This window comes from Flavobacterium sp. 270 (genome assembly GCF_004368785.1).
Taxonomy (GTDB): Bacteria; Bacteroidota; Bacteroidia; order Flavobacteriales; family Flavobacteriaceae; genus Flavobacterium.
Genome location: NZ_SODM01000001.1, coordinates 785,762 through 810,258, shown reverse-complemented (window position 1 = coordinate 810,258; position 24,497 = coordinate 785,762). Strand labels below are relative to the sequence as shown.

Below are 24,497 nucleotides of genomic sequence, written 5' to 3'. Positions count from 1 at the left end.
ATTTAAGAAGAAGTAGAAAGTGCTCTTACTAAGTCTTCTTTTTTGTTTCTGCTTAAAGGAATTTTAGTAATTCCAATTTCAGCAAATTTACTGTTAAAGCGTTCCACTTTATCGATATTAATAATGTACGATTTGTGTACGCGAATAAATTTTTCTTTTGATAAATCATTTTCAAAAGATTTCATTGTAGAAAGTACCAAATTACTATCGTCCTCGGTAACCACTCTTACATAATCACCAAAAGCTTCAATCCATTTGATTTTTGCTGTAAAAATTTTTAGTTTTTTAAGATTACTTTTAATGAAAATATGTTCGCCTTCTTCTTCTTTTACTTCTTTTTTAAGTAAATGCATATCGATTGCTCTTTTTACCGAAGCATTAAAGCGATCAACAGCGATTGGTTTTTGCAGGTAATCAGTAGCATCATAATCAAAAGCTTTTAAAGCATATTCCGCTTTAGAAGTAATAAATATAATCTGAGGTTTTGATTTTAGTCCGTCAAGGAAATCAAAACCATTAATAACAGGCATTTCTATATCAAGAAAAATTAAGTCAATATTATTAAGAGAAATACAGCTTTTTGCTTCAATTGCATTAGAAAAGTCCCCGATTAAGTGCAAACCTGGGTGATTATTAACTAATTTTGCAATAATTGTCCTCTGTATAGAACTATCATCTACAACAACACAGTTTAGCTTCATAACATTTAAAATTTAGAATAAATTCAGGATAGCAATAGTAAATGTATTATTTATTTGGTAAAAAAACTAAAGTCGTGGGTTATTTTTTGCATTATAACGAATAAAAGAAAAAAAGTGTTGTATATATAAATTTAATGATTACTTTTGCACCCAATTTTAACAAATAAATATTGTATTTATGAATCATTATGAAACTGTTTTCATTTTAAATCCCGTTTTATCTGAGGTTCAGGTGAAGGAAACAGTAACGAAATTTGAAGAATTTCTTACTAGCAGAGGAGCTGAAATGGTATCTAAAGAGGATTGGGGTCTTAAAAAAATGGCTTACGAAATCCAAAACAAAAAAAGTGGTTTTTATCACTTATTTGAGTACAAAGTAGCTGGAGAAGTTCTAATTGCTTTTGAAACTGAATTTAGACGTGACGAAAGAGTTATGCGTTTCTTAACTGTAAGTTTAGATAAACATGCTATTTCTTGGGCTGAAAGAAGAAGAACTAAATTAAAATCTACTAAAGCTTAATTATTATGTCTACAATAGAACAATCTGCAAAAGGAAAAAAAGACGGAGATATCAGATATTTAACGCCTTTAAACATTGAAACAAACAAAACTAAAAAGTACTGTCGTTTCAAAAAATCAGGAATCAAATACATCGATTATAAAGATGCTGATTTCTTATTGAAATTCGTTAACGAGCAAGGAAAAATTCTTCCACGTCGTTTAACTGGAACTTCATTAAAATACCAAAGAAAAGTTTCTGTAGCTGTAAAAAGAGCTCGTCACTTAGCTTTAATGCCATACGTGGCCGATTTATTAAAATAGTATATTAAAAAAATAGTTGTTGGTTTCCGGTCAAATGGAACCTAACTTCTGAAATATAAAGGACAACAACATGGAAATTATTTTAAAACAAGACGTACAAAACCTAGGGTTTAAAGATGATGTAGTATCAGTAAAACCAGGTTACGGTCGTAACTTTTTAATTCCTCAAGGATTTGCTTCATTAGCAACTCCTTCTGCTAAAAAAGTTTTAGCTGAAAACTTAAAACAAAGAGCTCACAAAGAAGCTAAAGTTGTTGCAGATGCAAAAGCTCAAGCTGAAACTCTTAAAGCTCTTGAGATTAAACTTACTGCTAAAGCTGGTGGAGAGAAACTTTTTGGTTCTATCACAAACATCGATATTGCTGAGGCATTAGAAAAATCTGGTAACGCTATTGATAGAAAATTCATCACAAGCGGTATCGTAAAACGTACAGGAAAATATACTGCAAGCATCCGTTTACACAGAGATGTAATTGTTGAATTACCATACGAAATTGTTGCAGAAAAATAACAGTATGTTAGCTTTTTGTTAATAAATTATAAAAATCACTCCTAGGAGTGATTTTTTTTTGCCTAATTTTGAGGGAATTAACTCACTCAAAACCGGGAAAATGAAAAAAATCTTTGCATTATTACTATGTGTCTTTAGCCTTAACATCGGTTTAGGGCAGACTACAACATCGAGTATTAAGGGTATTGTAAGAAGTTCTACCAACGAACTTCTGCCAGGAGCAACCATCTTGGCAATTCATACTCCTACAGGATCAAAATATTCTTCTTTATCTAATGAAGACGGAAGATTTAATATTTTGAATATGAGAATTGGCGGCCCATATAAAATTGTGGTTACTTTTGTAGGCTATCAAAATCAGGAATATAATGATGTGTATCTTGATTTAGGAAAAGCATTTAATCTAGATGTTGTTTTAAATGATCAAAGCCAAACTTTAGAAGAAGTCAAAGTCGTATCCAAAAACAAAGTATTTCAAAGCAATAGAACTGGTGCCGAAACTACAATTGGCAGAAGAGAATTAACGGCTTTACCAACAATTTCCAGATCGGCGGATGATTTCACACGTTTAGAACCAACGGCAAGCGGAGGTTCTTTTGGAGGTAGAAACGATCAGTACAATAATTATTCTTTAAATGGAGCAATTTTTAATAACCCTTTTGGATTAGATGCCGCAACTCCGGGAGGTCAGACTGGTTCTCAGCCAATTTCATTAGACGCCATCGATCAAATTCAAGTTGCAACTGCTCCTTATGATGTAACATTATCTGGATTTACGGGGGCTTCTGTAAATGCGGTAACAAAATCTGGAACAAATGAGTTTCATGGTACGGCTTATGCATTTTATAGAAATCAAGATTTGACGGGAAGTAAAATAAAAGGCGAAAAAATCTTTGTACCTTCTTTAGAGCAAACTCAGGCAGGATTTAGTTTAGGAGCTCCGATTATTAAAGATAAATTATTCATTTTTGGAAATTTTGAAATTGATAAAAGAAGCGATTTAGGTTCTAATTTTGTTGCTAATAATAATGACGGCGTTACTGGGATTAATGAATCCAGAGTTTTAGAATCGGATTTAATAGCGGTTAAAAATGCATTGGCAAATTTAGGTTATGATACAGGTGCTTATCAGGGCTTTATTCATGAATCAAATTCTAGTAAAGGAATTATTAAAGTAGATTGGAATATTACTGATAATCATAAATTAGCGGTTATTTACAATTTCCTTGATGCTTCTAAAGATAAACCAGCACACCCAACGGCTCTTGGATTTAGAGGTCCGAATGCATCGATTCTTCAATTTCAAAATTCTGGCTATCAGATTAATAATAAACTGAGTTCTTTTTTGCTGGAACTGAATTCTAAATTCAGTGAAACGGTTTCTAATAAATTGCAAGCCGGATATACGCATTTTAATGATTATAGAAATCCATTTTCTAAACCAGCTCCGGTAATTAATATTCAGGACGGATCGGGAGCAAATTATATTATTGCGGGTCACGAGCCTTTTTCTATAAACAATACTTTAGACCAAAAAGTAATTCAGATTACTGATAATTTGAATTACACAGTTGGAAAACATTCTTTTACATTTGGAACTTCTTTTGAGAAATTCAAATTTGCTAATTCATTTAATCTTGGTGGATATGATAATTTCGGAAATCCGAATGGTTATGCCGGAACTTTTTTCACGCCTTATTTTACTACGCAGGATTTTTTAAATGATGCTGCTCAGCCGTATGCAACGAGTATAGTTGCTCAAAATTTACAGTATGCTCAGGATATTTATGATGCTAAAAATAATTTTGCAGTTGGAGCTGATAATGGCTGGAAATTGGCAGAATTAAATGTGGGACAATGGGCTTTTTATGCACAAGATGATTGGAGTATTGCGGATAATTTTAAGCTATCGTTGGGTTTAAGAGCAGATAAACCGTTGTACTTTAATACGGCAGATTTAATTCAAAAATATATTGATACTGAGAATGGTGGAGCAGGAAGAGATAATACTGTAGATTATTTTGATCCGGCTACTGGAAATGCGGTAAAATTAATTTCGACAGATTTACCAAGTGATAAAATTTTATGGTCGCCGAGATTGGGCTTTAATTGGGATATTGAAGGAAAAGCAACTTCGCAGCTGCGTGGAGGATCGGGAATCTTTACAGGTAGAATTCCTTTTGTTTGGCTTGGTAATCAGGTAAGTGGGGCAGATGACAGTTTTTTTCAGATTATGGATCCGGATTACAAATGGCCACAGGTTTGGAGAACGAGTCTAGGATTTGATTATAAGTTTGAGGGTAATTATATTTTAACGCTGGATATGTCTTATAATAAAGATATTAATGGTGTACACGTACAGAACTGGGGTTTAAAAGATCCAACAGGAACTTTGGGAGGCGTAGATGGAAGAATGATTTATACTGCCGCAGATAAAGGAGCCAATAATGCTTATGTAATGACAAATTCTAATAAAGGATTTGCTTTTAACAGTTCTATTAAGCTTCAGAAAACTTTTGATAATGGTCTTTACGCAAGTTTAGCTTATAATTATTTGGTTTCTAAGGATGTGAATTCAATAGAAGCAGAAATTACCGGTGATGCATTTGCCTTTAATCCTGCGTTGGGTAATGTAAATAAAGATGTTCTTTCTAATTCTAAATATGGAGATAATCACCGTTTTATTGGTGTTGCTTCAAAAAAATGGAAGTATGGAAATGACAAATGGGCTTCAACTGTTTCTACTTTCTTTGAATATGCTCAGGGAGGTCGTTTTAGCTATACGTATGGAGGTGATATTAATAATGACGGATCTGCTGTTAATGATCTAATTTATATTCCTACGACGGCAGAAATTGAACAAATGACATTTACCGGAGCTGGACAAGGTGACGCTTTTAATAAATTTATTGAACAAGATGAATATTTGAGAAGCAGAAGAGGCCAATATGCCGAGCGTTATGGAGCAATTTCTCCGTGGAGAGGAAAATGGGATTTTAAATTCCTTCAGGATTATAATTTTAAAGTTTCTTCGGCTTCAGAAAAAAAGAATACGATTCAGTTTAGTATTGATATTTTAAATCTTGGCAACTTGCTTAATTCAGATTGGGGAGTTGTTCAGGTGCCTACAAGTGTACAGCCAATTGGTGTTACAGTTGCAGGAAATACGCCAACTTATACTTTTACTAACACACAAACTAAAACATTTAGTTATGATGCTAGTTTAAACTCCAGATGGCAGATGCAATTTGGTATTAGATATATTTTCTAGTCCGCTAAAAAATGTTGTAAATTTGCCCCCTCATTTGAGGGGGCTTTTTTTGTCTAATACTTTAGAAAATTAAAAAGCTATTTAGGGACATAATTTGAAAAAATAATAATGAAATACGCAAGATTAACAAAAGAGCAATTTGATGAATTACATGCAGAATTTTCTAGCTTTTTAGCGACACAAGCGATTGATAAAGCAGAATGGGATTCTATTAAAGAAAATAAACCAGAAGTGGCAGAGCAGGAACTTGATATTTTTTCGGATTTGATCTGGGAAGGTGTGTTGTCCAGAGCGGAATTTTTAGAGCATTTTTCTAGAAATCATATCTTTTTGTTTCAATGTTTTGATACTCATGTTCAGTCGATTGTGCTAAAATCATTGGTTCCTGAAACCGATTTTCTAACAAAAGATGGTTTGCAATGGCTGAGTGATAATATGTTTACAGAGAACATTGAAATGAAGGTTGGAAAGAAGGTTTTTACTGAGGATAGAAACGGTTCTATTTTTGAATTAATTCAGCAGGGAGCTTTCTTAAGCGATGGACAATTGTTTAAACAGATCAATACAATTATTGAATCTTAATATTTTATAAGATAAAACTTAGTTAAAAAAGGTAAATGATTGGTGTTAAATTATTTGCCTTTTTTTTGTTTTTTAACATTTGTTTACATTTTTAATTTTTATTGCCCCCGTATTTCTACCTGTTTTTTTATAATTATTCAATAAAACTGAATTTGTATAAAAATTGTAAGTTTTATTCTTCATAAAAGATACTTTTCTTAAAAAAACAATCGATTGTAACTTTTTTATTGTAGTATTTGTACTACTTTTTAAAACTTTAACGAAAAACTGTTTAATTATTTGTAAAATTTATCATATTCATTTTTTGCTTGAAATACATTGATTTTTCTGATGTTTTAACCTTTTTTTTCAAACTATTTTTTTTGAGAGTCCGAAAACACAAGGGTTTTAAAGTTTGGTTAATATTTAAATTTTTCTTAATTTTAAGAAACAAAAGTTAAACAAAATCATTTTGTTGCTTTTTTAAACAACATCAAAATGTTCTATATTTTAATTACTTATATGGTAAAATGAATTATAATTTTTTTGATGTTTTTTAGGATTCAAATTTGAAGATTTTAATACTAACTAAATTAGTTTGCTTATGGAATTGACAGTTACTTTCTTTATCGAGTTTGCATTTGGTCTTTTCATTATATTAGATTTATTTTTGACTTTCAGAAACAATATTAAATTGTTTCTCAAATTTACTTTTAATTTATTTGTAAACTTATTTCAAAAAAAATCTCCCTATGTCAGTTGTTTATTTTCAACCCCCAGTCTCTGAGGCTTGTTAATAGATAACTTTTTGTATTTCTTTAATCAAAGAAATATTGTTTAAAATTTAATGTATTCAATTTTTAGAATTAATTCTAAATAGGCAAAATTTATAGAATGACTAATCACCTTCTATAATTATTGAATGCAGCTGCATATTTTAAAGAACTCCCCCGTTCAATTATTTAAATTTTCTTTTTAGAAAATTTATGCACAACAAATCACTCCGGATGGAAGATTGATTTAGATCAATATTCCCTAAAAGTTTTTATTTTTTCCGAAAGGATGAATATGTTCTTAAGTGTTTTTTGTACATAATAACATTTTTTTTAAGTGAAATGTAATGTCAATTCTTATTTTATAAGATTTTAAATTACATCTCAACCAATTGATTTTTAACGTTTATTTTGATTGCCTAAGCCTATTTGCTTATTGCAACAGCCATAATATTGTCCATTTTCTAATCTTCCAAATTATGAAAAAAAACTTTATTTTTTATGATCTCTGCTTTCAAAAGAGGCTATCGGGACTTTTACTTTTATTGTTTGCATGCACTAATTTATTTGGTCAATCGTTTTGTGGCTCTATGTCGCAATCCACTAACCATGCTAAATTATCGTGTACAACATTAGATGTAAATGATTCTGCCAACGCTTGTTGTTATAATGTAAGCTTAGCTGCTTTTTCAACAGGATAAGTATGCGGTAAATATTTTATTAACCATAAAATATTTTTTAATGAAATATAATTTGAGTTCTTATTTGCCAAGTTTTTAAATTATGTTTTAACTAATTGATTTTTAGTGTTTTTGTAATTGCTTAAGCGTTCCTGCTTATTGCAACGGCCATAATATTGTCCATTTTCTAATCTTCCAAATTATGAAAAAGAAATTTAATTTTTATGATCTCGCTTTTCAGAAGAGATTTTCAGGACTTTTAATTCTATTACATGAATGTGTAAATTCACTTGACAAATTGTTTTACGGTTCTATGCCGAAAGCCAATAGTGAAGGCGGATTGTTATGTGTAAGTTTAAATGTAAACAGTCCTGCAGCAAATGTTTGGCATCATGTAAAATCTGCTGCTTTTTCGACAGGATAAAGTTACGCTCTCTCTGCTGTTTATTTATAAACAGAAAACATATTTTTTATGAAATGTAATTTGAATTCTTATTTGCCAAGATTCTTAATTACGTTTTAACTCATTGATTTTTAATGTTTTTATAATTGCTTAAGCACCCGTGCTTATTGCAACAAGTATTTTATTGTCCATTTTCTAATCTTCCAAATTATGAAAAAAAATTTTACTATTTATGATTTCTTCTTCACGAAGAGATTATTAGGACTATTATTTTTATTACTTGTATGTACTAATTCGTTTGGCCAATCGTTTTGCAGACCTGTGTCTCAAACAAACAGCGTTGGCGGATTATTATGTGTAGGTTTAAATGTAGATAGTCCTGCTAATGCTTACGATAATGACGCAGGCTTAGCGACTTATGCAACCCTGACCAATGCAGTTGGTTTAGCGTGTTTTGCACAAGAAACCTTGACACTGAATCAGACTGCGAAAGCGGGAGACCAAATTGTAATGTATCTAGGTACAGGCAATGGTTTGTTGGATTTGAGTTTGTTTTCTAATGTGTCTGTTCAGGCCAAGCTGTCTGGAACGAATGTTGGCGCAAGCGTATCGCTTAATAGTCCAATTTTGAATTTGAATTTGCTAAATGGTAACTCAGTTGCTCAGGTAAGGTTTACTGTAACTGGTGATACCAATCAAATACAAATTCAGGCCGGTGGACTTTTAAGTTTATTAGTTAATCTAAGAATTTACGATGTTCGTTTAGATTTTGCAAAACCAACTGTATCAGGAGGTTTGGCACAGACAATTTGTTCTGGAACTTCAATAGCGCTATCTGCAACACCTGCAGTAGGAACTAATATTGCCTGGTATGACTCAGCAACATCTACAACTCCTTTGATAACAGGTGATTCTTTTACAACGCCAAATTTAACAGCTAATACTACTTATTATATAGGTGTATCAAGAGCGACAAGCTGTGAAGGAAATGATCGTCTGCCTGTTGTTATAAATGTTTCTAATCCTATAGCACCAGCGATAAATACAACAGGAACTGCAATATGTTCTACTGGTGCTACACAATCAACAACTTTATCGGTAATTAATCCAATTTCAGGAACTACTTATAATTGGTACGCAGGACCTGTTGGAGGTCCTTCATTAGCTTCAGGAAATTCATATACGCCAACAGTTCCTTTGGGAACTACAAGCTTTTATGTCGAAGCCTCAATAGGAACTTGTTTAAGTTCCCGAACTCAGGTTAATGTAGTAGCTACTGCTGTGCCATCAGTGCCAACTGTACTTACGCAAAGTGTAACTATTCAATCAGGACAAAATGCGATTTTAAACGCAATGACTTCTGAACCGGGTGTTATTTTAAATTGGTATGAAGCGCCAACAGGTGGTATAGCAGTTGCGACAAACATGCCAACCTTTACGACACCAATTTTAACAGCTACAAAAACGTATTATGTAGAGGCTCAAAGCGCAACGGGAAATTGTGTAAGTGCTTCAAGAATTCCGGTAACGGTTACTGTTATTACTACTTCCCCTGGCGGATGTTTAGGAGCTGGTGCACAACAGACGAGTACAAACGGATTTTGTTTATTATGTACTTCTACAGATCCTAATAATTCAGTTGATGGTGATCCTGCAACTTTTGCACGATTGACACTTCCGGTTGGATTACTTGGCGGATATATTCAACAGACAGTTCAATTTAATAATCCTGGAAAAGCAGGAGATATTGTTGATGTAGAACTGGCTTTACCCGGTGGTTTAGCTGATGTTGCCTTATTAGGCGGTGTGAGTTTAGCCACCTATAACGGAGCCACTTATAATAATGATAGAGTTTTAATTACTAACAACTCGTTGGTTACGTTACAATTATTAAGTGGAAATCGTTTTAAAGCGAGTATAACAGCCGGAGCAAATTTTGATCGTGTAGAAATTCGATTTGGAGCTGCAGTTACTGTATTGACCAGCTTAGATATTTATCAGGCTACTTATAGATATAAAGTTCCAGCAATTACCGGAACTAAAACAATTTGCAGCGGACAAAATACAACTTTGACTGCTGCTCTTGCAGTTGGTGAAAGTGTGCAATGGTTTAGTGCCGCTACCGGAGGAACTGCATTAGCATCTACAGCTGCATTTCCTACTCCGACATTAGCAGCAACAACAACTTATTATGTTGAATTAACTAGAAATGGTTGTGTAAACAGCGAACGTTCTGCTGTAACCGTTTTAGTTAATGATCCTGTTGCACCTGCATTGAGTGCTTCTCCGGTAAATTTATGTGCTGGAGGAACTTCTACCATTACGGTAACATCACCGGTTGTGGGAACAACTTACAATTGGTACGATGCAGCTACCGGAGGAAATTTAGTAACTACAGGTACTTCGTTTACAACTCCAGCTTTAACAACAAATACAAGTTATTTTGTTGAAGCTGTAATTGGAACTTGTATATCGCCTGCACGAACTGAGATACCTCTAATTGTTACTCCATTGCCAGCAGCACCAACTGTGGTATCATCTAACGTAATAATTCAATCTGGACAAAATGTTGCTTTACAAGTTTCAAATCCAGTTGTTGGTGTTGATTACGATTGGTATGATGTTGCAACTGGTGGAACTGCTTTGGCTACTAATATTGAAACATTTACTCCTTCACCAGCTTTAACGGCTAATAAAACATATTATGTTGAAGCAAGAAATACAGTTGGAGGTTGTAAAAGCAGTGTAAGAACTGCTGTAAATGTGGTTGTTATTAATACAGTTAGTAATTGTTTGCAGCCTAATTCACAACTTGTAGAATTAGATCCGGGCTTATTATGTGTACTTTGTAATTCTGCTGATGATGCTAATGCTGTAGATGGAAACATCAACACAGCTTCTACACTTACTATACCTGTAACAGTTGGCTTACTTGGAAGTTATATACAACAAACATTAACTTTTCCGAATCCGGGAGAAGCAGGAGATATTATTGATGTAGAATTAGAGGTTCCTGGAGGACTTCTTGATTTAAGTCTTTTATCTTATATAAGTTTGGCAACATATAACGGGACTACTTATAATAATGACAGAGTAAATATTACTAGTAATTTATTAAATGTACAATTATTATCAGGAAATAGATTTAAAGCTAGTTTTACAACTGCAGCAGCATTTAACAAAATTGAAATTAGATTAGGCGGAACGGTTTCTTTGTTAAGAAGTCTAAAAATTTACGGAGCTTCATACAGATATCCAAATGCGACAATAACTGGTAATGCTGCGCCTATTTGTGCAGGAGGAACTGCAACATTGGCAGCTACTGCTTCAGGAACTGAAACATTTACGTGGTATGATTCACCAACAGGAGGAGCTGTAGCAGCTGTTAATCCAACATTGCCATTAGCTAATACTACGACTTTTTATTTAGAAGCAACAAGAGGAACATGTATTAATAGTGTTCGTCAGCCTGTTACTGTAACTGTACTTCCTTATGGAACTGCAGCTGATATTACAATTGCAACTCCTCAAGAAGCGACTTGTGCAGGAGGAATTGTTTTATCTCCAACGGCAGCTTTTGCCGGAGCACAATTTAAATATTATGCAGATCAGGCAAAAACGATTCCAATAGTTGATGGTGGTACAGGTTCTGTAGGTCAGACTTACGCTATTGACCCAACGACTAGTGCATTAACTGTAACAGGATTAACTGGTGCGGGTGCACCATATTCTTATTTTGTTTCTGTAGTTTCTACAGCAAATTGCGAAAATGCAGCTGGGGATTTAAAAGAAGTAACAGTAACTTATCCTGTATTAACTCCTTTAGTAGTTGCTGCAGCGCCATTAGTAGGATGCGGAAGTGTAAATCTTAAAGATGCTATTACACCGTATGATAATACAGGAAATACAACGTATACTTTTTATGATCCATCAAATAATGCAATAACTGCAGATCAGGCAGCAAATATAACTTTAAGTGGTACTTATTCTATTCAGGCTCAAGGTAACGGCGTTACTTGTCCATCTGTTAAATTACCAGTAACAGTTACAATTAATGCATTGCCAACTTTGAATATCACAACTTCTTCAATCTCTATAAATCCAGGAGATAGTGTGTTATTAAACGCAACATCAGACGGAACTATAGCTTGGTTTGATCAGCAAGGAAATGCTTTAACTGGACCTGCATTTACAACTGGAGTTTTAAATACACCAGGAGTATATACATATACAGTAGTTGCGAGTAATGCAAATTGCTCAAGAACAGGTACTGTTACTGTAAATGTTGTTGATATAAGCACTTGTCAGTTATTAACTGAAAGAGTGTATGCAACTACACAAACATCAAATTCAATTATAACCGGAGCAGTAACAAACGGAGCAGCTGCGGTTGACGGAAATCCTCAAACGTTCTCTACAATTACTACAGGAGTAGGACTTTTAGGTATTGGAACAACTTGGCAGGATTTAAAATGGCCGGCTAATATTGTAAAAGGAACTCCAGTAACTATTAAATTAGGATCTGAATATAGTGCAGTAGCATTAGGACAAAATTTATCAGTAATCGGAACTAAAAACGGAGTTGATATTGGAGCTTTACAATCTGTTTCAGGATCACTTTTAAATTTATTGTCTGGCGATAGTGCATTCGAATTTACTTTTGTTCCTGCAAATGCTACAGGTCCACAAGATTATGATGGAATTAGAATTCAATCAGCATCAATTTTAAGTGTTGCTCAAAATACAAAAGTATTTGACGCTTATTATACAAAATCTGTAGCTACAGTAGCTTGTACGCCTGGAGATATTCAGGATATTTATTATGGAGCAACAGATTTAGGCGTAGGAGCTTTAACTGCTACAGTTGGGGTAAGCGATGCATGGAATGTAGCAGATAATGATATTACAACTTATGCTACCATGTACAGCGGTGTTGGGGCACTTGCTGCAGCTGATTTAACCGTAGCATTTAAAACTCCATCAATCGTAAGCGACACATTAAGAATAGTAATTTCAAAACCAGGAACTATTTTAGGTGTAAACTTACTTACAGGATTTAGTGTACAGCGCTATTTAGGAAATGTTGCAGTAGGAACACCAATTGATAATAGTAGTTCATTACTAAATCTAAGATTATTAACAGGAAATGCAATGGCTGTAGTTCTTGTAAATTCACAACCGGAACCATACGATAGAGTTAGAATTCGTTTAGGAGGAGTGGTTGGAGTATTAGATCAATTAAGAGTTCATACCGTTGAAAGAGTTGCCAATACGGAAGTAATAGGAGCTGATCCTAATAATAAGGTAACGGTTTGTCCGGGAACAGATGTCACCTTACGAATACCAGAAGAGGCCTGTTCTACATACGTTTGGTATGATGCACCAACAGGAGGTAACGTCGTTGCTAATGGTATTACTTATACAGTTCCGGCTACATTGGCAGCAGGCATTTATACTTATTATGTTCAGCCTGTAAGATACGGTTGTGAAGCTTTGGCAAGAGGTGAAGTAACCGTTGAGGTTAGAGCATCAAGTCCAGTAAATGCCTTAACAGACATTACTTTAAATGGAGGAACAACAACTTCAATTTGTTCTCCAAGTGGCACTGTAACTTTAGCAACAAGCTTAAGTGGCACTCCATTATTAACAAATCCTGTCTATTACTGGTATAGTTTTAATGGTACTACAAGCCAGTTAATTCCGGGTGCAATAACAAATCAATTAACTGTAAACGGTTTAACTCCGGGAACATATACTTATTATGTTGGAGTTAGTTCAAATGAATTTTGTGAAACTGCAGCAGCAGATAGAAAACAAATTACATTTATAATTTTACCACCATCTACAGCAACAGATATTACAGTTGATGATGCAGTAATTTGTCATGATGTTGATGGAGTATTAACACCAACTACATCATTAACAAATCCGATATTTACTTGGTATTTAGATAATAATAAAACGCTGCCTATTGCAGATGGTGCTTCAATTAACGGAGTTACTTATGCAATAAATGCAACAACAGGAGCTTTAACGGCTACAGGATTAACAAAAGCGTTGAGTCCAATATCTTATTTTGCAGCAGTATCAAGCGATACAAGCTGTGAAAATTTAGCAGGAGATCTTCAGGAAGCAGTAATTATCGTTAGTGATCCGGGAACACCAACTACTACAGACACTACACAAGATTTCTGTTTATTAGATGCTCCAACATTTGCAAGTATCCAAACCGATCAAACGGGAGTTCTTTGGTATGCATCTCCAACAGGAGGTACACCAATTGTATCAACAACAGCTTTAACAAGCGGTGTTTACTACGGAGGACTTGTAGATGCAGTAACAAATTGTGAAAGTTCAGTGAGATTGGCGGTTACAATTTCTGTAAACGATCCAGGCACACCAACTACAGCAGATACTACACAAGATTTTTGTTTAGTGAATGCTCCAACAGTTGCTAATATCCAAATAGATACACCAGCAGTGGGAACCATAGTTTGGTACACAGCTGCAACAGGCGGAACAGCGATTCCAACGACGACAGCTTTAGCAACGGGTAATTATTATGCAGCAATCTTTGACGCAGCTACAAACTGCGAAAGTGCTGTAAGACTGGCAATAGCCGTAACAGTAAACGATCCGGGAACACCAACAACTGCGGATGCAACACAAGAATTCTGCTTATTAGCAGCACCGACAGTTGCCAGTATTCAAGTTGATGCACCGGCTGTAGGAACAATAGTTTGGTACACCGCTGCAACAGGCGGAACAGCGATTCCAACTACAACAGCTTTAGCTACCGGCAATTACTATGCAGCAATTTTTGATGCAGCCACAAACTGTGAAAGCGCTGTAAGATTAGCGATAGCCGTAACAGTAAACGATCCGGGAACACCAACAACTGCGGATGCGACACAAGAGTTCTGTTTATTAGCAGCTCCAACAGTTGCCAGTCTTCAGATAGATACTCCAGCAGTTGGAACAATAGTTTGGTACACAGCTGCAACAGGCGGAACGGCGATTCCAACTACAACAGCTTTAGCAACTGGAAATTATTATGCAGCAATCTTTGATGCAGCAACAAACTGTGAAAGTGCTGTAAGATTAGCAATCGCCGTAACAGTAAACGATCCGGGAACACCAACAACAGCAGATACTACACAAGATTTTTGTTTAGTGAATGCTCCAACAGTTGCCAATATCCAAATAGATGCACCAGCAGTTGGAGCAATAGTTTGGTACACAGCTGCAACAGGCGGAACAGCGATTCCAACTACAACAGCTTTAGCAACCGGTAATTATTATGCAGCAATCTTTGACGCAGCGACAAACTGCGAAAGTGCTGTAAGATTAGCAATAGCCGTAACAGTAAACGATCCGGGAACACCAACAACTGCGGATGCAACACAAGAATTCTGTTTATTAGCAGCACCGACAGTTGCTAGTATTCAAGTTGATGCACCGGCTGTAGGAACAATAGTTTGGTATACAGCTGCATCAGGCGGAACAGCGATTTCAACTACAACAGCTTTAGCAACAGGAAACTATTATGCAGCAATCTTTGATGCAGCTACAAACTGTGAAAGCGCTGTAAGATTAGCCATAGCCGTAACAGTAAACGATCCGGGAACACCAACAACTGCAGATGCAACACAAGAATTCTGTTTATTAGCAGCTCCAACAGTTGCCAATATCCAGATTGATACACCAGTAGTAGGAACCATAGTTTGGTACACAGCTGCAACAGGGGGAACAGCGATTCCAACTACAACAGCTTTAGCAACCGGTAATTATTATGCAGCAATCTTTGACGCAGCCACAAACTGCGAAAGTGCTGTAAGATTAGCCATAGCAGTAACAGTAAACGATCCGGGAACACCAACAACAGCAGATACTACACAAGATTTTTGTTTAGTGAATGCTCCAACAGTTGCCAACATTCAGATTGATGCACCAGCAGTTGGAACAATAGTTTGGTACACAGCTGCAACAGGAGGAACAGCGATTCCATCAACAACAGCTTTAGCAACCGGAAATTATTATGCAGCAATCTTTGATGCAGCAACAAACTGCGAAAGTGCTGTAAGACTAGCAATAGCTGTAACAGTAAACGATCCGGGAACACCAACAACTACGGATGCAACACAAGAGTTCTGTTTATTAGCAGCTCCGACAGTTGCCAATATCCAGATAGATACACCAGCAGTTGGAACAATAGTTTGGTACACAGCTGCAACAGGCGGAACAGCGATTCCAACAACAACAGCTTTAGCTACTGGAAACTATTATGCAGCAATCTTTGATGCAGCAACAAACTGCGAAAGTGCTGTAAGATTAGCAATTGCCGTAACAGTAAACGATCCGGGAACACCAACAACAGCAGATACTACACAAGAATTTTGTTTATTAGCAGCTCCGACAGTTGCCAATATCCAGATAGATACACCAGCAGTTGGAACAATAGTTTGGTACACAGCTACAACAGGCGGAACAGCGATTCCAACAACGACAGCTTTAGCTACAGGAAATTATTACGCAGCAATCTTTGATGCAGCAACAAACTGCGAAAGTGCTGTAAGATTAGCCATAGCCGTAACAGTAAACGATCCGGGAACACCAACAACAGCAGATACTACACAAGATTTTTGCTTAGTGAATGCTCCGACAGTTGCCAACATTCAGATTGATGCACCAGCAGTTGGAACAATAGTTTGGTACACAGCTGCAACAGGAGGAACAGCGATTCCATCAACAACAGCTTTAGCAACCGGAAATTATTATGCAGCAATCTTTGATGTAGCTACAAACTGCGAAAGTGCTGTAAGACTAGCAATAGCTGTAACAGTAAATGATCCGGGAACACCAACAACTGCGGATGCAACACAAGAGTTCTGTTTATTAGCAGCTCCGACAGTTGCCAATATCCAGATAGATACACCAGCAGTTGGAACAATAGTTTGGTACACAGCTGCAACAGGCGGAACAGCGATTCCAACAACAACAGCTTTAGCTACTGGAAACTATTATGCAGCAATCTTTGATGCAGCAACAAACTGCGAAAGTGCTGTAAGATTAGCAATAGCTGTAACAGTAAACGATCCGGGAACACCAACAACTGCAGATGCAACACAAGAATTCTGTTTATTAGCAGCTCCGACAGTTGCCAATATCCAGATAGATACACCAGCAGTTGGAACAATAGTTTGGTACACAGCTGCAACAGGCGGAACAGCGATTCCAGCTACAACAGCTTTAGCAACCGGAAATTATTATGCAGCAATCTTTGACGCAGCCACAAACTGCGAAAGTGCTGTAAGATTAGCCATAGCCGTAACAGTAAATGATCCGGGAACACCAACAACAGCAGATACTACACAAGATTTTTGTTTAGTGAATGCTCCGACAGTTGCGAGTATCCAAATTGATGCACCAGCAGTTGGAACCATAGTTTGGTACACAGCTGCAACAGGCGGAACAGCGATTCCATCAACAACAGCTTTAGCTACTGGAAACTATTACGCAGCAATCTTTGATGCAGCAACAAACTGTGAAAGTGCCGTAAGACTGGCAATAGCCGTAACAGTAAATGATCCGGGAACACCAACAACAGCGGATGCTACACAAGAGTTCTGTTTATTAGCAGCGCCAACAGTTGCCAATATCCAGATAGATGCACCAGCAGTTGGAACAATAGTTTGGTACACAGCTGCGACAGGCGGAACAGCGATTCCAACTACAACAGCTTTAGCTACTGGAAATTATTACGCAGCAATCTTTGACGCAGCTACAAACTGCGAAAGTGCTGTAAGATTAGCAATCGCCGTAACAGTAAATGATCCTGGCACACCAACAACAGCAGATACTACACAAGATTTTTGTTTAGTGAATGCTCCGACAGTTGCCAACATTCAAATAGATGCACCAGCAGTAGGAACAATAGTTTGGTACACAGCTGCAACAGGCGGAACAGCGATTCCAACTACAACAGCTTTAGCTACTGGAAACTATTACGCAGCAATCTTTGATGTAGCAACAAACTGTGAAAGTGCTGTAAGATTAGCAATCGCCGTAACAGTAAACGATCCGGGAACACCAACAACAGCAGATGCGACACAAGAATTCTGTTTATTAGCAGCACCGACAGTAGCAAACATTCAGGTTGATTCACCAACAGTAGGAACAATAGTTTGGTACACAGCTGCGACAGGCGGAACAGCGATTCCAACAACCACAGCTTTAGCAACGGGTAATTATTATGCAGCAATCTTTGATGCAGCAACAAACTGTGAAAGCGCTGTAAGATTAGCTATAGCTGTAACAGTAAACGATCCAGGTACACCAACAACTGCGGATGCAACACAAGAGTTCTGTTTATTAGAGGCACCGACAGTGGCAAACATTCAGGTTGATGCACCGGCAGTAGGAACTATAGTTTGGTACACAGCTGCAACAGGAGGAACAGCAATTCCAACTACAACAGCTTTAGCTACTGGAAATTATTATGCGGCAATCTTTGATGCAGCGACAAACTGTGAAAGTGCCGTAAGATTAGCAATAGCCGTAACAATAAATGATCCGGGAACACCAACGACAGCAGATGCTACACAAGATTTTTGTTTAGTGAATGCTCCAACAGTTGCGAGTATTCAAATTGATGCACCGGCTGTAGGAACAATAGTTTGGTACACCGCTGCAACAGGCGGAACAGCAATTCCAACAACAACAGCTTTAGCAACCGGAAACTATTACGCGGCAATCTTTGATGCAGCAACAAACTGCGAAAGCACTGTAAGATTAGCAATAGCCGTAACAATAAATGATCCGGGAACACCAACAACAGCAGATACTACACAAGATTTTTGTTTAGTGAATGCTCCAACAGTTGCCAATATTCAAACTAACGAAACAAATGTCGTTTGGTATGCTTCTGCAACAGGTGGAACAGCAATTGCTCCGACAACAGCTTTAGCAAGCGGAATTTATTATGCAGCATTAGTTGATACAGTAACGGGATGTGAAAGCAATGTAAGATTAGCTGTTACGATTTCTGTAACCGATCCTGCAACGCCTACAACAACAGATACAACACAAGACTTCTGTTTAGTAAATGCGCCAACAGTTGCGAATATTCAAACTAATGAAACTAATGTAGTTTGGTACAGCACAGCAACAGGCGGAACAGCGATTCCAGCGACAACAGCTTTAGCAAGTGGTATTTATTATGCAGCATTATTAGATGCAGTTACAAATTGCGAAAGTTCAATAAGATTAGCCGTTACGATTTCTGTAACCGATCCGGGCACACCAACTACAACAGATACAACACAAGATTTCTGTTTAGTAAATGCACCAACAGTTGCAAACATTCAGGTAAATCAAACCAATGTAGTTTGGTATGCTGCTGCAACAGGTGGAACAGCAATCGCTCCAACAACAGCTTTAGCAAACGGAGTTTATTATGCTGCTTTATTAGACGCGGTAACAAACTGTGAAAGCAATGTAAGATTAGCCGTTACGATTTCAGTAACCGATCCAGGAAAGCCAACTACAACAGATACAACACAAGATTTCTGTTTAGTGAATGCGCCGACAGTGGCAAATATTCAAACTAATCAAACAAATGTGGTTTGGTACAGCACTGCAACAGGCGGAACAGCGATTCCGGCAACAACAGCATTAGCAAATGGAATTTACTATGCTGCATTATTAGATGCAACAACAGGTTGTCAAAGCAATGTAAGATTAGCTGTTACTATTTCAGTAACTAATCCTGCAACGCCTACAACAACTGCTGCAACTCAGGTTTTCTGTTCAGGAACAAATCCAACAGTTTCAAATATTCAGGTAAACGAAGCGAATGTAGTATGGTATGCTACTGTAACAGGCGGAACAATAATTGCTCCAACAACAGCTTTAGCAACAGGAGTTTATTATGGCGCTATAAAAGATCCGGTAACAGGCTGCGAAAGTTCAGTAAGATTAATGGTAACTGTTACAGTTGGAAACACAATTAATCCAACAACCAACAATGCATCACAATCTTTCTGTTCAGTAAATGCACCAACAATTGCAAGTATTCAGGTAAATCAAACCAATGTAGTTTGGTACAGTACAGCAACTGGCGGAACAGCAATTCCTGCAACAACAGCATTAACAACAGGAGTTTATTATGGAAACATTATAGATCCGCTGACAAGTTGTGAAAGCACAACACGTTTACAAGTAAATGTTACAGTTGTTAACCCAAGTGCAACACCAACTACAAATGCAGCTACTCAAAACTTCTGTACGCTAAATGCGCCAATAGTTGGTAATATTCAGGTAAATGAAGCAAATGTAATTTGGTATACAACAGCAACAGGCGGAACAGCACTTCCATCAGCAACAGTTTTAGCAACTGGTACTTATTACGGTGCAGTTTCAAGTGCAATAGGATGTGAAAATCCAGTAAGATTAGCAGTCAATGTAATTGTTAATACTCCGGGTACTGTTACAACACCTAGAACAACACAAACATTCTGTTTATCAAAAATACCAACAATAGCGAATATATTGGTAAATGAGCCAAATGTAGTATTCTATTCTGCTGCAACTGGAGGAACAGCATTAGCGGCAAATACGCCACTTGTAGCTGGAACATATTATGCAGGAGCTTTAAGCAATACAACAAATGGTTGTGACAGCGCGGCAAGATTAGCAATAACAATTGCTTTTGAAAACGATGCTTTAGTACAGCTTACTTCTACAGATAATACACCATGTGTTTTCCAAGGAGTGACTTATTCAATAGCAAACGGAAAATCAAATTATGTTTGGTCAGTTACCAACGGAACCATTACTTCTGGAGGCGGAAACGCAGACGGATCTGTAACAGTTTCATGGTCTGATATTGGTCCAGGTACAGTTAAAGTTACTTACGTTAACACCTGCGACGAAACAACGACTAAAACATTAAACGTTACCGTTGCTACATGTTCTGATCTAACAATTACCAATACAGTAGACAATCCGACACCTAATTTTGGTGATCATGTAACCTTTACTGTAACAGTAAACAATGTTGGAGAAGGTAGTTTTATTAATACAATAGTTAGTGATTTATTGCCTAGTGGTTATGATTTAATAAGTGCTTCTACAACTTTAGGAACATACGATAACGGAACACAGCTTTGGACAATTCCAACTTTAAATGCTGGACAAAGTGTTACGTTAACCATTGTGGCTGAAGTATTACCAAGCGGTAATTATCTAAATGTGGCAACTGTAGAAATCTCAACTCCATTAGATGTTGATGCATCAAACAATTCAGCTTCGGCTTCTGTTGAACCAATATGTTTAACAGTTTACAATGAGTTTACTCCAAATAATGACGGAGCCAACGACTTGTTCAGAATCGACTGTATCGAAACACATCCAAATAACGAGTTGAAAGTTTATAACAGATACGGTGCATTAGTATACAGCAAAGTACATTATGAAAACGATTGGGACGGAACAGCCAATGTTTCCGGAGTTGTTAATAGAGGAGATATGCTGCCAACAGGTACTTATTTTTATGTGATAACCATTGGAGATGGAACGGTTAAAAAAGGCTGGTTATCTATTATGAGATAAGCTTCTATTAATCATCTAATTTAATTAACTAAATAAGTATCGTTATGAAACTATATATAAAATCAATAGAAACATATTTCATTCTAATATGTTCTTTTATCACGGTTTGTGCCAGTGCACAGCAAGATCCACAGTACACACAATATATGTACAATACAATGGCGGTAAATCCAGCTTATGCTGGGTCTACCGGCAATTTAGAAGCAACATTACTCCACCGTTCTCAATGGGTTGGAATTTCTGGTGCGCCGCAGACACAATCGTTTTCTATTCAGTCACCGCTTAGAAACGAGAAAGTTGGTTTAGGATTAAGCGTCGTAAACGACAAAATTGGTCCATCAAACGAACTCTATCTTGACGGAAACTTCTCTTATTCAGTACCTCTAGGTTATGAAAAAAGATTAGCATTTGGTCTAAAAGCAGGAATGAGAATGTTAAACATAGATTGGAGTAAAGGAAGATATTATAATAATAATGATGTTTTGTTAAATCAAAACATTGATAATCAGATGAAATTAGCAGTTGGAGCAGGTATCTATTACTACACAGACAAATGGTATATAGGAGCCTCAATTCCAAACTTCATTCAAAACGATTATTACGATGATGTTCAGGAATCTGTAGATTATGAGCGTATGCATTATTTTTTAATGGGAGGTTATGTTTTTGACTTAAGTCCGAATTTAAAATTCAAACCGGCATTTTTAGTAAAAGCAGTAAGTGGAGCACCACTTTCTGCTGATGTATCGGCGAATTTTATGATCGCAGAAAAATTTGTAATTGGAGGTGCCTACAGAACAGATGATTCTGTTAGTATATTGGCAGGTTTCCAAATATCAAAAAGTTTCTACATCGGATACGCTTTCGATTATACCGTAAGCGAATTGAACAAATACAACGATGGTTCACACGAAATCATCCTTCGTTATCAGTTCATTAAAAGTCAAGACAAAATTAAATCTCCTCGATTCTTCTAAATCTAAAACCTATGAAAAAATTGTATATCCTAAGTTTAGTCGTGAGTTTTACATTTAGTTATGCTCAGACTAATTTAAAAAAAGCCGACGCTTTGTTTAAAAATTATTCCTACGCAGATGCTTCAAAAGCATACGAGGAAATTTTACAAAACATAAAAAGCCCATCGACTCAAACGTTAAAAAATGCTGCCGACTCGTATTATTTTATTTCAGATTCGCAAAATGCGCTAAAATGGTATAGAAAATTATATGAAGCACAAGGCAATAATTTAACCGATATTTACTATTTACGCTACATTCAATCCATGAAAGCCGTTATGGATTATGATGAAGCAGATAGAGTTACAAAAGAATATTTAACGAAAAAAGGAGATCAAAAAGAAGTCAATCGATACGTTGCGCAAAAAGCACAAATGGACAGTCTGGCAAAAGCAAAATCTCTTTATACCATTAAAAATTTAGATATTAATACCAGTAAATCTGATTTTGGTGCCACTTATTTCATGGATAAAATAGTATTTACATCCGCAAGAGATACTACAAAATTCAGCGAAAAGTTATACACCTGGAACAATCAGCCTTTTCTAAATCTGTATTTGGCCGAAAGAAATCCTGCCGACGGAAGTTTGTTCAACGAAACATTGTTTTTAGCCAATGTAATGACCAAATACCACGAAGCAACGGCATCTTTTGACAGCAGCGGAAAAACGATTTACTATTCGACCAATATTGTGAAGAAAAATAAATTGGTTGTAGATGAAAACAAAATCAATAATTTTCAGATCATCAAAGGCGACATCGTAAATAATAAATTAGAAAATCCGCAAAAAGTAGCTTTCGACAGTGACGAATATTCTGTAGGACATCCTTATTTAAGTGAAGACGGAAGATGGCTTTTCTTTGCCTCTGATATGCCGGGCGGTTATGGCGAAACAGATTTGTATTACGCAAAAATTGCAGCCGACGGAACGATGAGCTCGCCAGTAAATTTGGGACCAAAAATTAATACTTTTGGTAATGAAGTTTTCCCTTTTTTCAGAAACGGAGTACTTTATTTTTCTTCAGATGGACATTACGGCTGGGGAGATTTAGATGTGTACGAAAGTACAATGATGTCTGACGGATCTTTCTCGACTCCACGCAATTTAGGTGCGCCTATAAACAGTAACAAAGATGATTTTTCTTTTGTACTCGATAAAGCAGGTGTATATGGATATGTTTCTTCCAACAGAGCAGGAGGAAAAGGCGACGATGACATTTATTCTTTTGTAAAAGGAAAACCAGTCTGCAATCAGAATATTTCGGGAATGGCATTAGACAGAAAATCGAAACTGCCGCTTACAGATGTTGTAGTTATGGCATATAATTCTTATAGTGAAGTTCTTGGCGAAACAAAAACCAATTATGAAGGGAAATATGCGATAGTAGTTCCGTGCGGAAAAGTAGTTAAAATGATCGCCGCAAAACCAAATTACAGCAGTGATGAAAGAACAGTTGAAACTGGAACTGAAAATGAAGGCGAAGTAAAAGACATCAACTTTGAACTTAGCAATTACGACGATTTGGTTGTGAAGAAAAAAGGAGTAGAAAAAGTAGATGTAAACCCAATTTATTTTGATTACGACAAATATGATATTACACCTTTGGCAATCGAAGAATTGACCAAAGTAGTTTTTATCATGAAAAAATTTCCAAACATCAGAATCAAAATTGAATCACACACAGATTCAAGAGGAAAAGACGCTTACAACCTAAAACTTTCAGACAACAGAGCCAAATCTACACGCGATTATATTATTTCGCAGGATATTGATGCTTCAAGAATTGAAAGCGCTATTGGTTATGGAGAAAGTCGATTAATAAACAAATGTAAAAACGGCGTAAAATGTACCGAAGAAGAGCATTTGTTAAACCGACGTTCCGACTTTATCATTATCCAAAAATAGTTTTATATTTGAGTTTTAATAATTTGATTATCAGAGCTTAAATATAAAACCAAGAAACCATTGGAAGTTGGTTTTTCTTAATTCTTTTTTAAGAATGATGGACAAGAAGAAAATCAGGCTGTATGAATTTACAGCTTGATTTTTGATTTTTTAAAACTTTTGTTTTTTAATGCATTTGAATAAAAATAATCCTAATTTTGAGATTCATTTATTCAGACTTACAATCCGCATTATTTTAATA

At 36.2% G+C, this 24,497-nt stretch carries 10 protein-coding genes; 9 read left to right on the top strand and 1 reads right to left on the bottom strand.

Annotation, left to right across the window (positions count from 1 at the left end; all coding sequences use genetic code 11):
- Positions 1-2: 2 nt before the first annotated feature.
- Positions 3-701, bottom strand: a complete 699-nt coding sequence (locus tag EV144_RS03430) for a LytR/AlgR family response regulator transcription factor (RefSeq protein WP_095381883.1) — start codon at positions 699-701, stop codon at positions 3-5.
- Between the two features lie 178 nt (positions 702-879).
- Between EV144_RS03430 and rpsF the strand changes: the two genes are divergently transcribed.
- The 9 genes from rpsF to EV144_RS03385 all read left to right on the top strand — a co-directional run bounded on the left by rpsF (position 880) and on the right by EV144_RS03385 (position 24,256).
- Positions 880-1,221, top strand: a complete 342-nt coding sequence (gene rpsF, locus EV144_RS03425) for a 30S ribosomal protein S6 (protein ID WP_134146203.1) — start codon at positions 880-882, stop codon at positions 1,219-1,221.
- A gap of 5 nt (positions 1,222-1,226) precedes the next feature.
- Positions 1,227-1,523 (top strand): 30S ribosomal protein S18, encoded by a 297-nt coding sequence (rpsR, locus tag EV144_RS03420; RefSeq protein ID WP_002987043.1) that lies wholly within the window; start codon positions 1,227-1,229, stop codon positions 1,521-1,523.
- Between the two features lie 70 nt (positions 1,524-1,593).
- Positions 1,594-2,034, top strand: a complete 441-nt coding sequence (gene rplI / locus EV144_RS03415; protein WP_134146201.1) for a 50S ribosomal protein L9 — start codon at positions 1,594-1,596, stop codon at positions 2,032-2,034.
- A gap of 100 nt (positions 2,035-2,134) precedes the next feature.
- The gene (locus tag EV144_RS03410) at positions 2,135-5,305 is read left to right on the top strand and encodes a TonB-dependent receptor (protein ID WP_134146199.1); all 3,171 of its coding nucleotides are present in this window, start codon (positions 2,135-2,137) and stop codon (positions 5,303-5,305) included.
- Positions 5,306-5,413: 108 nt separating this feature from the next.
- Positions 5,414-5,887: a DUF6495 family protein gene (locus tag EV144_RS03405; protein WP_134146197.1), complete on the top strand. Its 474-nt coding sequence runs from the start codon at positions 5,414-5,416 to the stop codon at positions 5,885-5,887.
- A gap of 1,634 nt (positions 5,888-7,521) precedes the next feature.
- The gene (locus EV144_RS03400; RefSeq protein ID WP_134146195.1) at positions 7,522-7,743 is read left to right on the top strand and encodes a hypothetical protein; all 222 of its coding nucleotides are present in this window, start codon (positions 7,522-7,524) and stop codon (positions 7,741-7,743) included.
- A gap of 189 nt (positions 7,744-7,932) precedes the next feature.
- Positions 7,933-21,333 (top strand): gliding motility-associated C-terminal domain-containing protein, encoded by a 13,401-nt coding sequence (locus tag EV144_RS03395; RefSeq protein WP_134146193.1) that lies wholly within the window; start codon positions 7,933-7,935, stop codon positions 21,331-21,333.
- A gap of 44 nt (positions 21,334-21,377) precedes the next feature.
- Positions 21,378-22,310 (top strand): type IX secretion system membrane protein PorP/SprF, encoded by a 933-nt coding sequence (locus tag EV144_RS03390; RefSeq protein ID WP_134146191.1) that lies wholly within the window; start codon positions 21,378-21,380, stop codon positions 22,308-22,310.
- Between the two features lie 11 nt (positions 22,311-22,321).
- Positions 22,322-24,256, top strand: a complete 1,935-nt coding sequence (locus EV144_RS03385) for an OmpA family protein (RefSeq protein WP_134146189.1) — start codon at positions 22,322-22,324, stop codon at positions 24,254-24,256.
- The last annotated feature ends 241 nt before the right edge of the window (positions 24,257-24,497 follow it).

Coding starts and splice junctions, on each gene's coding strand:
- rpsF (WP_134146203.1), top strand. CDS start 880: ATGAATCATTATGAAACTGTTTTCATTTTAAATCCCGTTTTATCTGAG.
- EV144_RS03405 (WP_134146197.1), top strand. CDS start 5,414: ATGAAATACGCAAGATTAACAAAAGAGCAATTTGATGAATTACATGCA.
- EV144_RS03395 (WP_134146193.1), top strand. CDS start 7,933: ATGAAAAAAAATTTTACTATTTATGATTTCTTCTTCACGAAGAGATTA.
- rplI (WP_134146201.1), top strand. CDS start 1,594: ATGGAAATTATTTTAAAACAAGACGTACAAAACCTAGGGTTTAAAGAT.
- EV144_RS03430 (WP_095381883.1), bottom strand. CDS start 701: ATGAAGCTAAACTGTGTTGTTGTAGATGATAGTTCTATACAGAGGACA.
- EV144_RS03385 (WP_134146189.1), top strand. CDS start 22,322: ATGAAAAAATTGTATATCCTAAGTTTAGTCGTGAGTTTTACATTTAGT.
- EV144_RS03400 (WP_134146195.1), top strand. CDS start 7,522: ATGAAAAAGAAATTTAATTTTTATGATCTCGCTTTTCAGAAGAGATTT.
- EV144_RS03410 (WP_134146199.1), top strand. CDS start 2,135: ATGAAAAAAATCTTTGCATTATTACTATGTGTCTTTAGCCTTAACATC.
- EV144_RS03390 (WP_134146191.1), top strand. CDS start 21,378: ATGAAACTATATATAAAATCAATAGAAACATATTTCATTCTAATATGT.
- rpsR (WP_002987043.1), top strand. CDS start 1,227: ATGTCTACAATAGAACAATCTGCAAAAGGAAAAAAAGACGGAGATATC.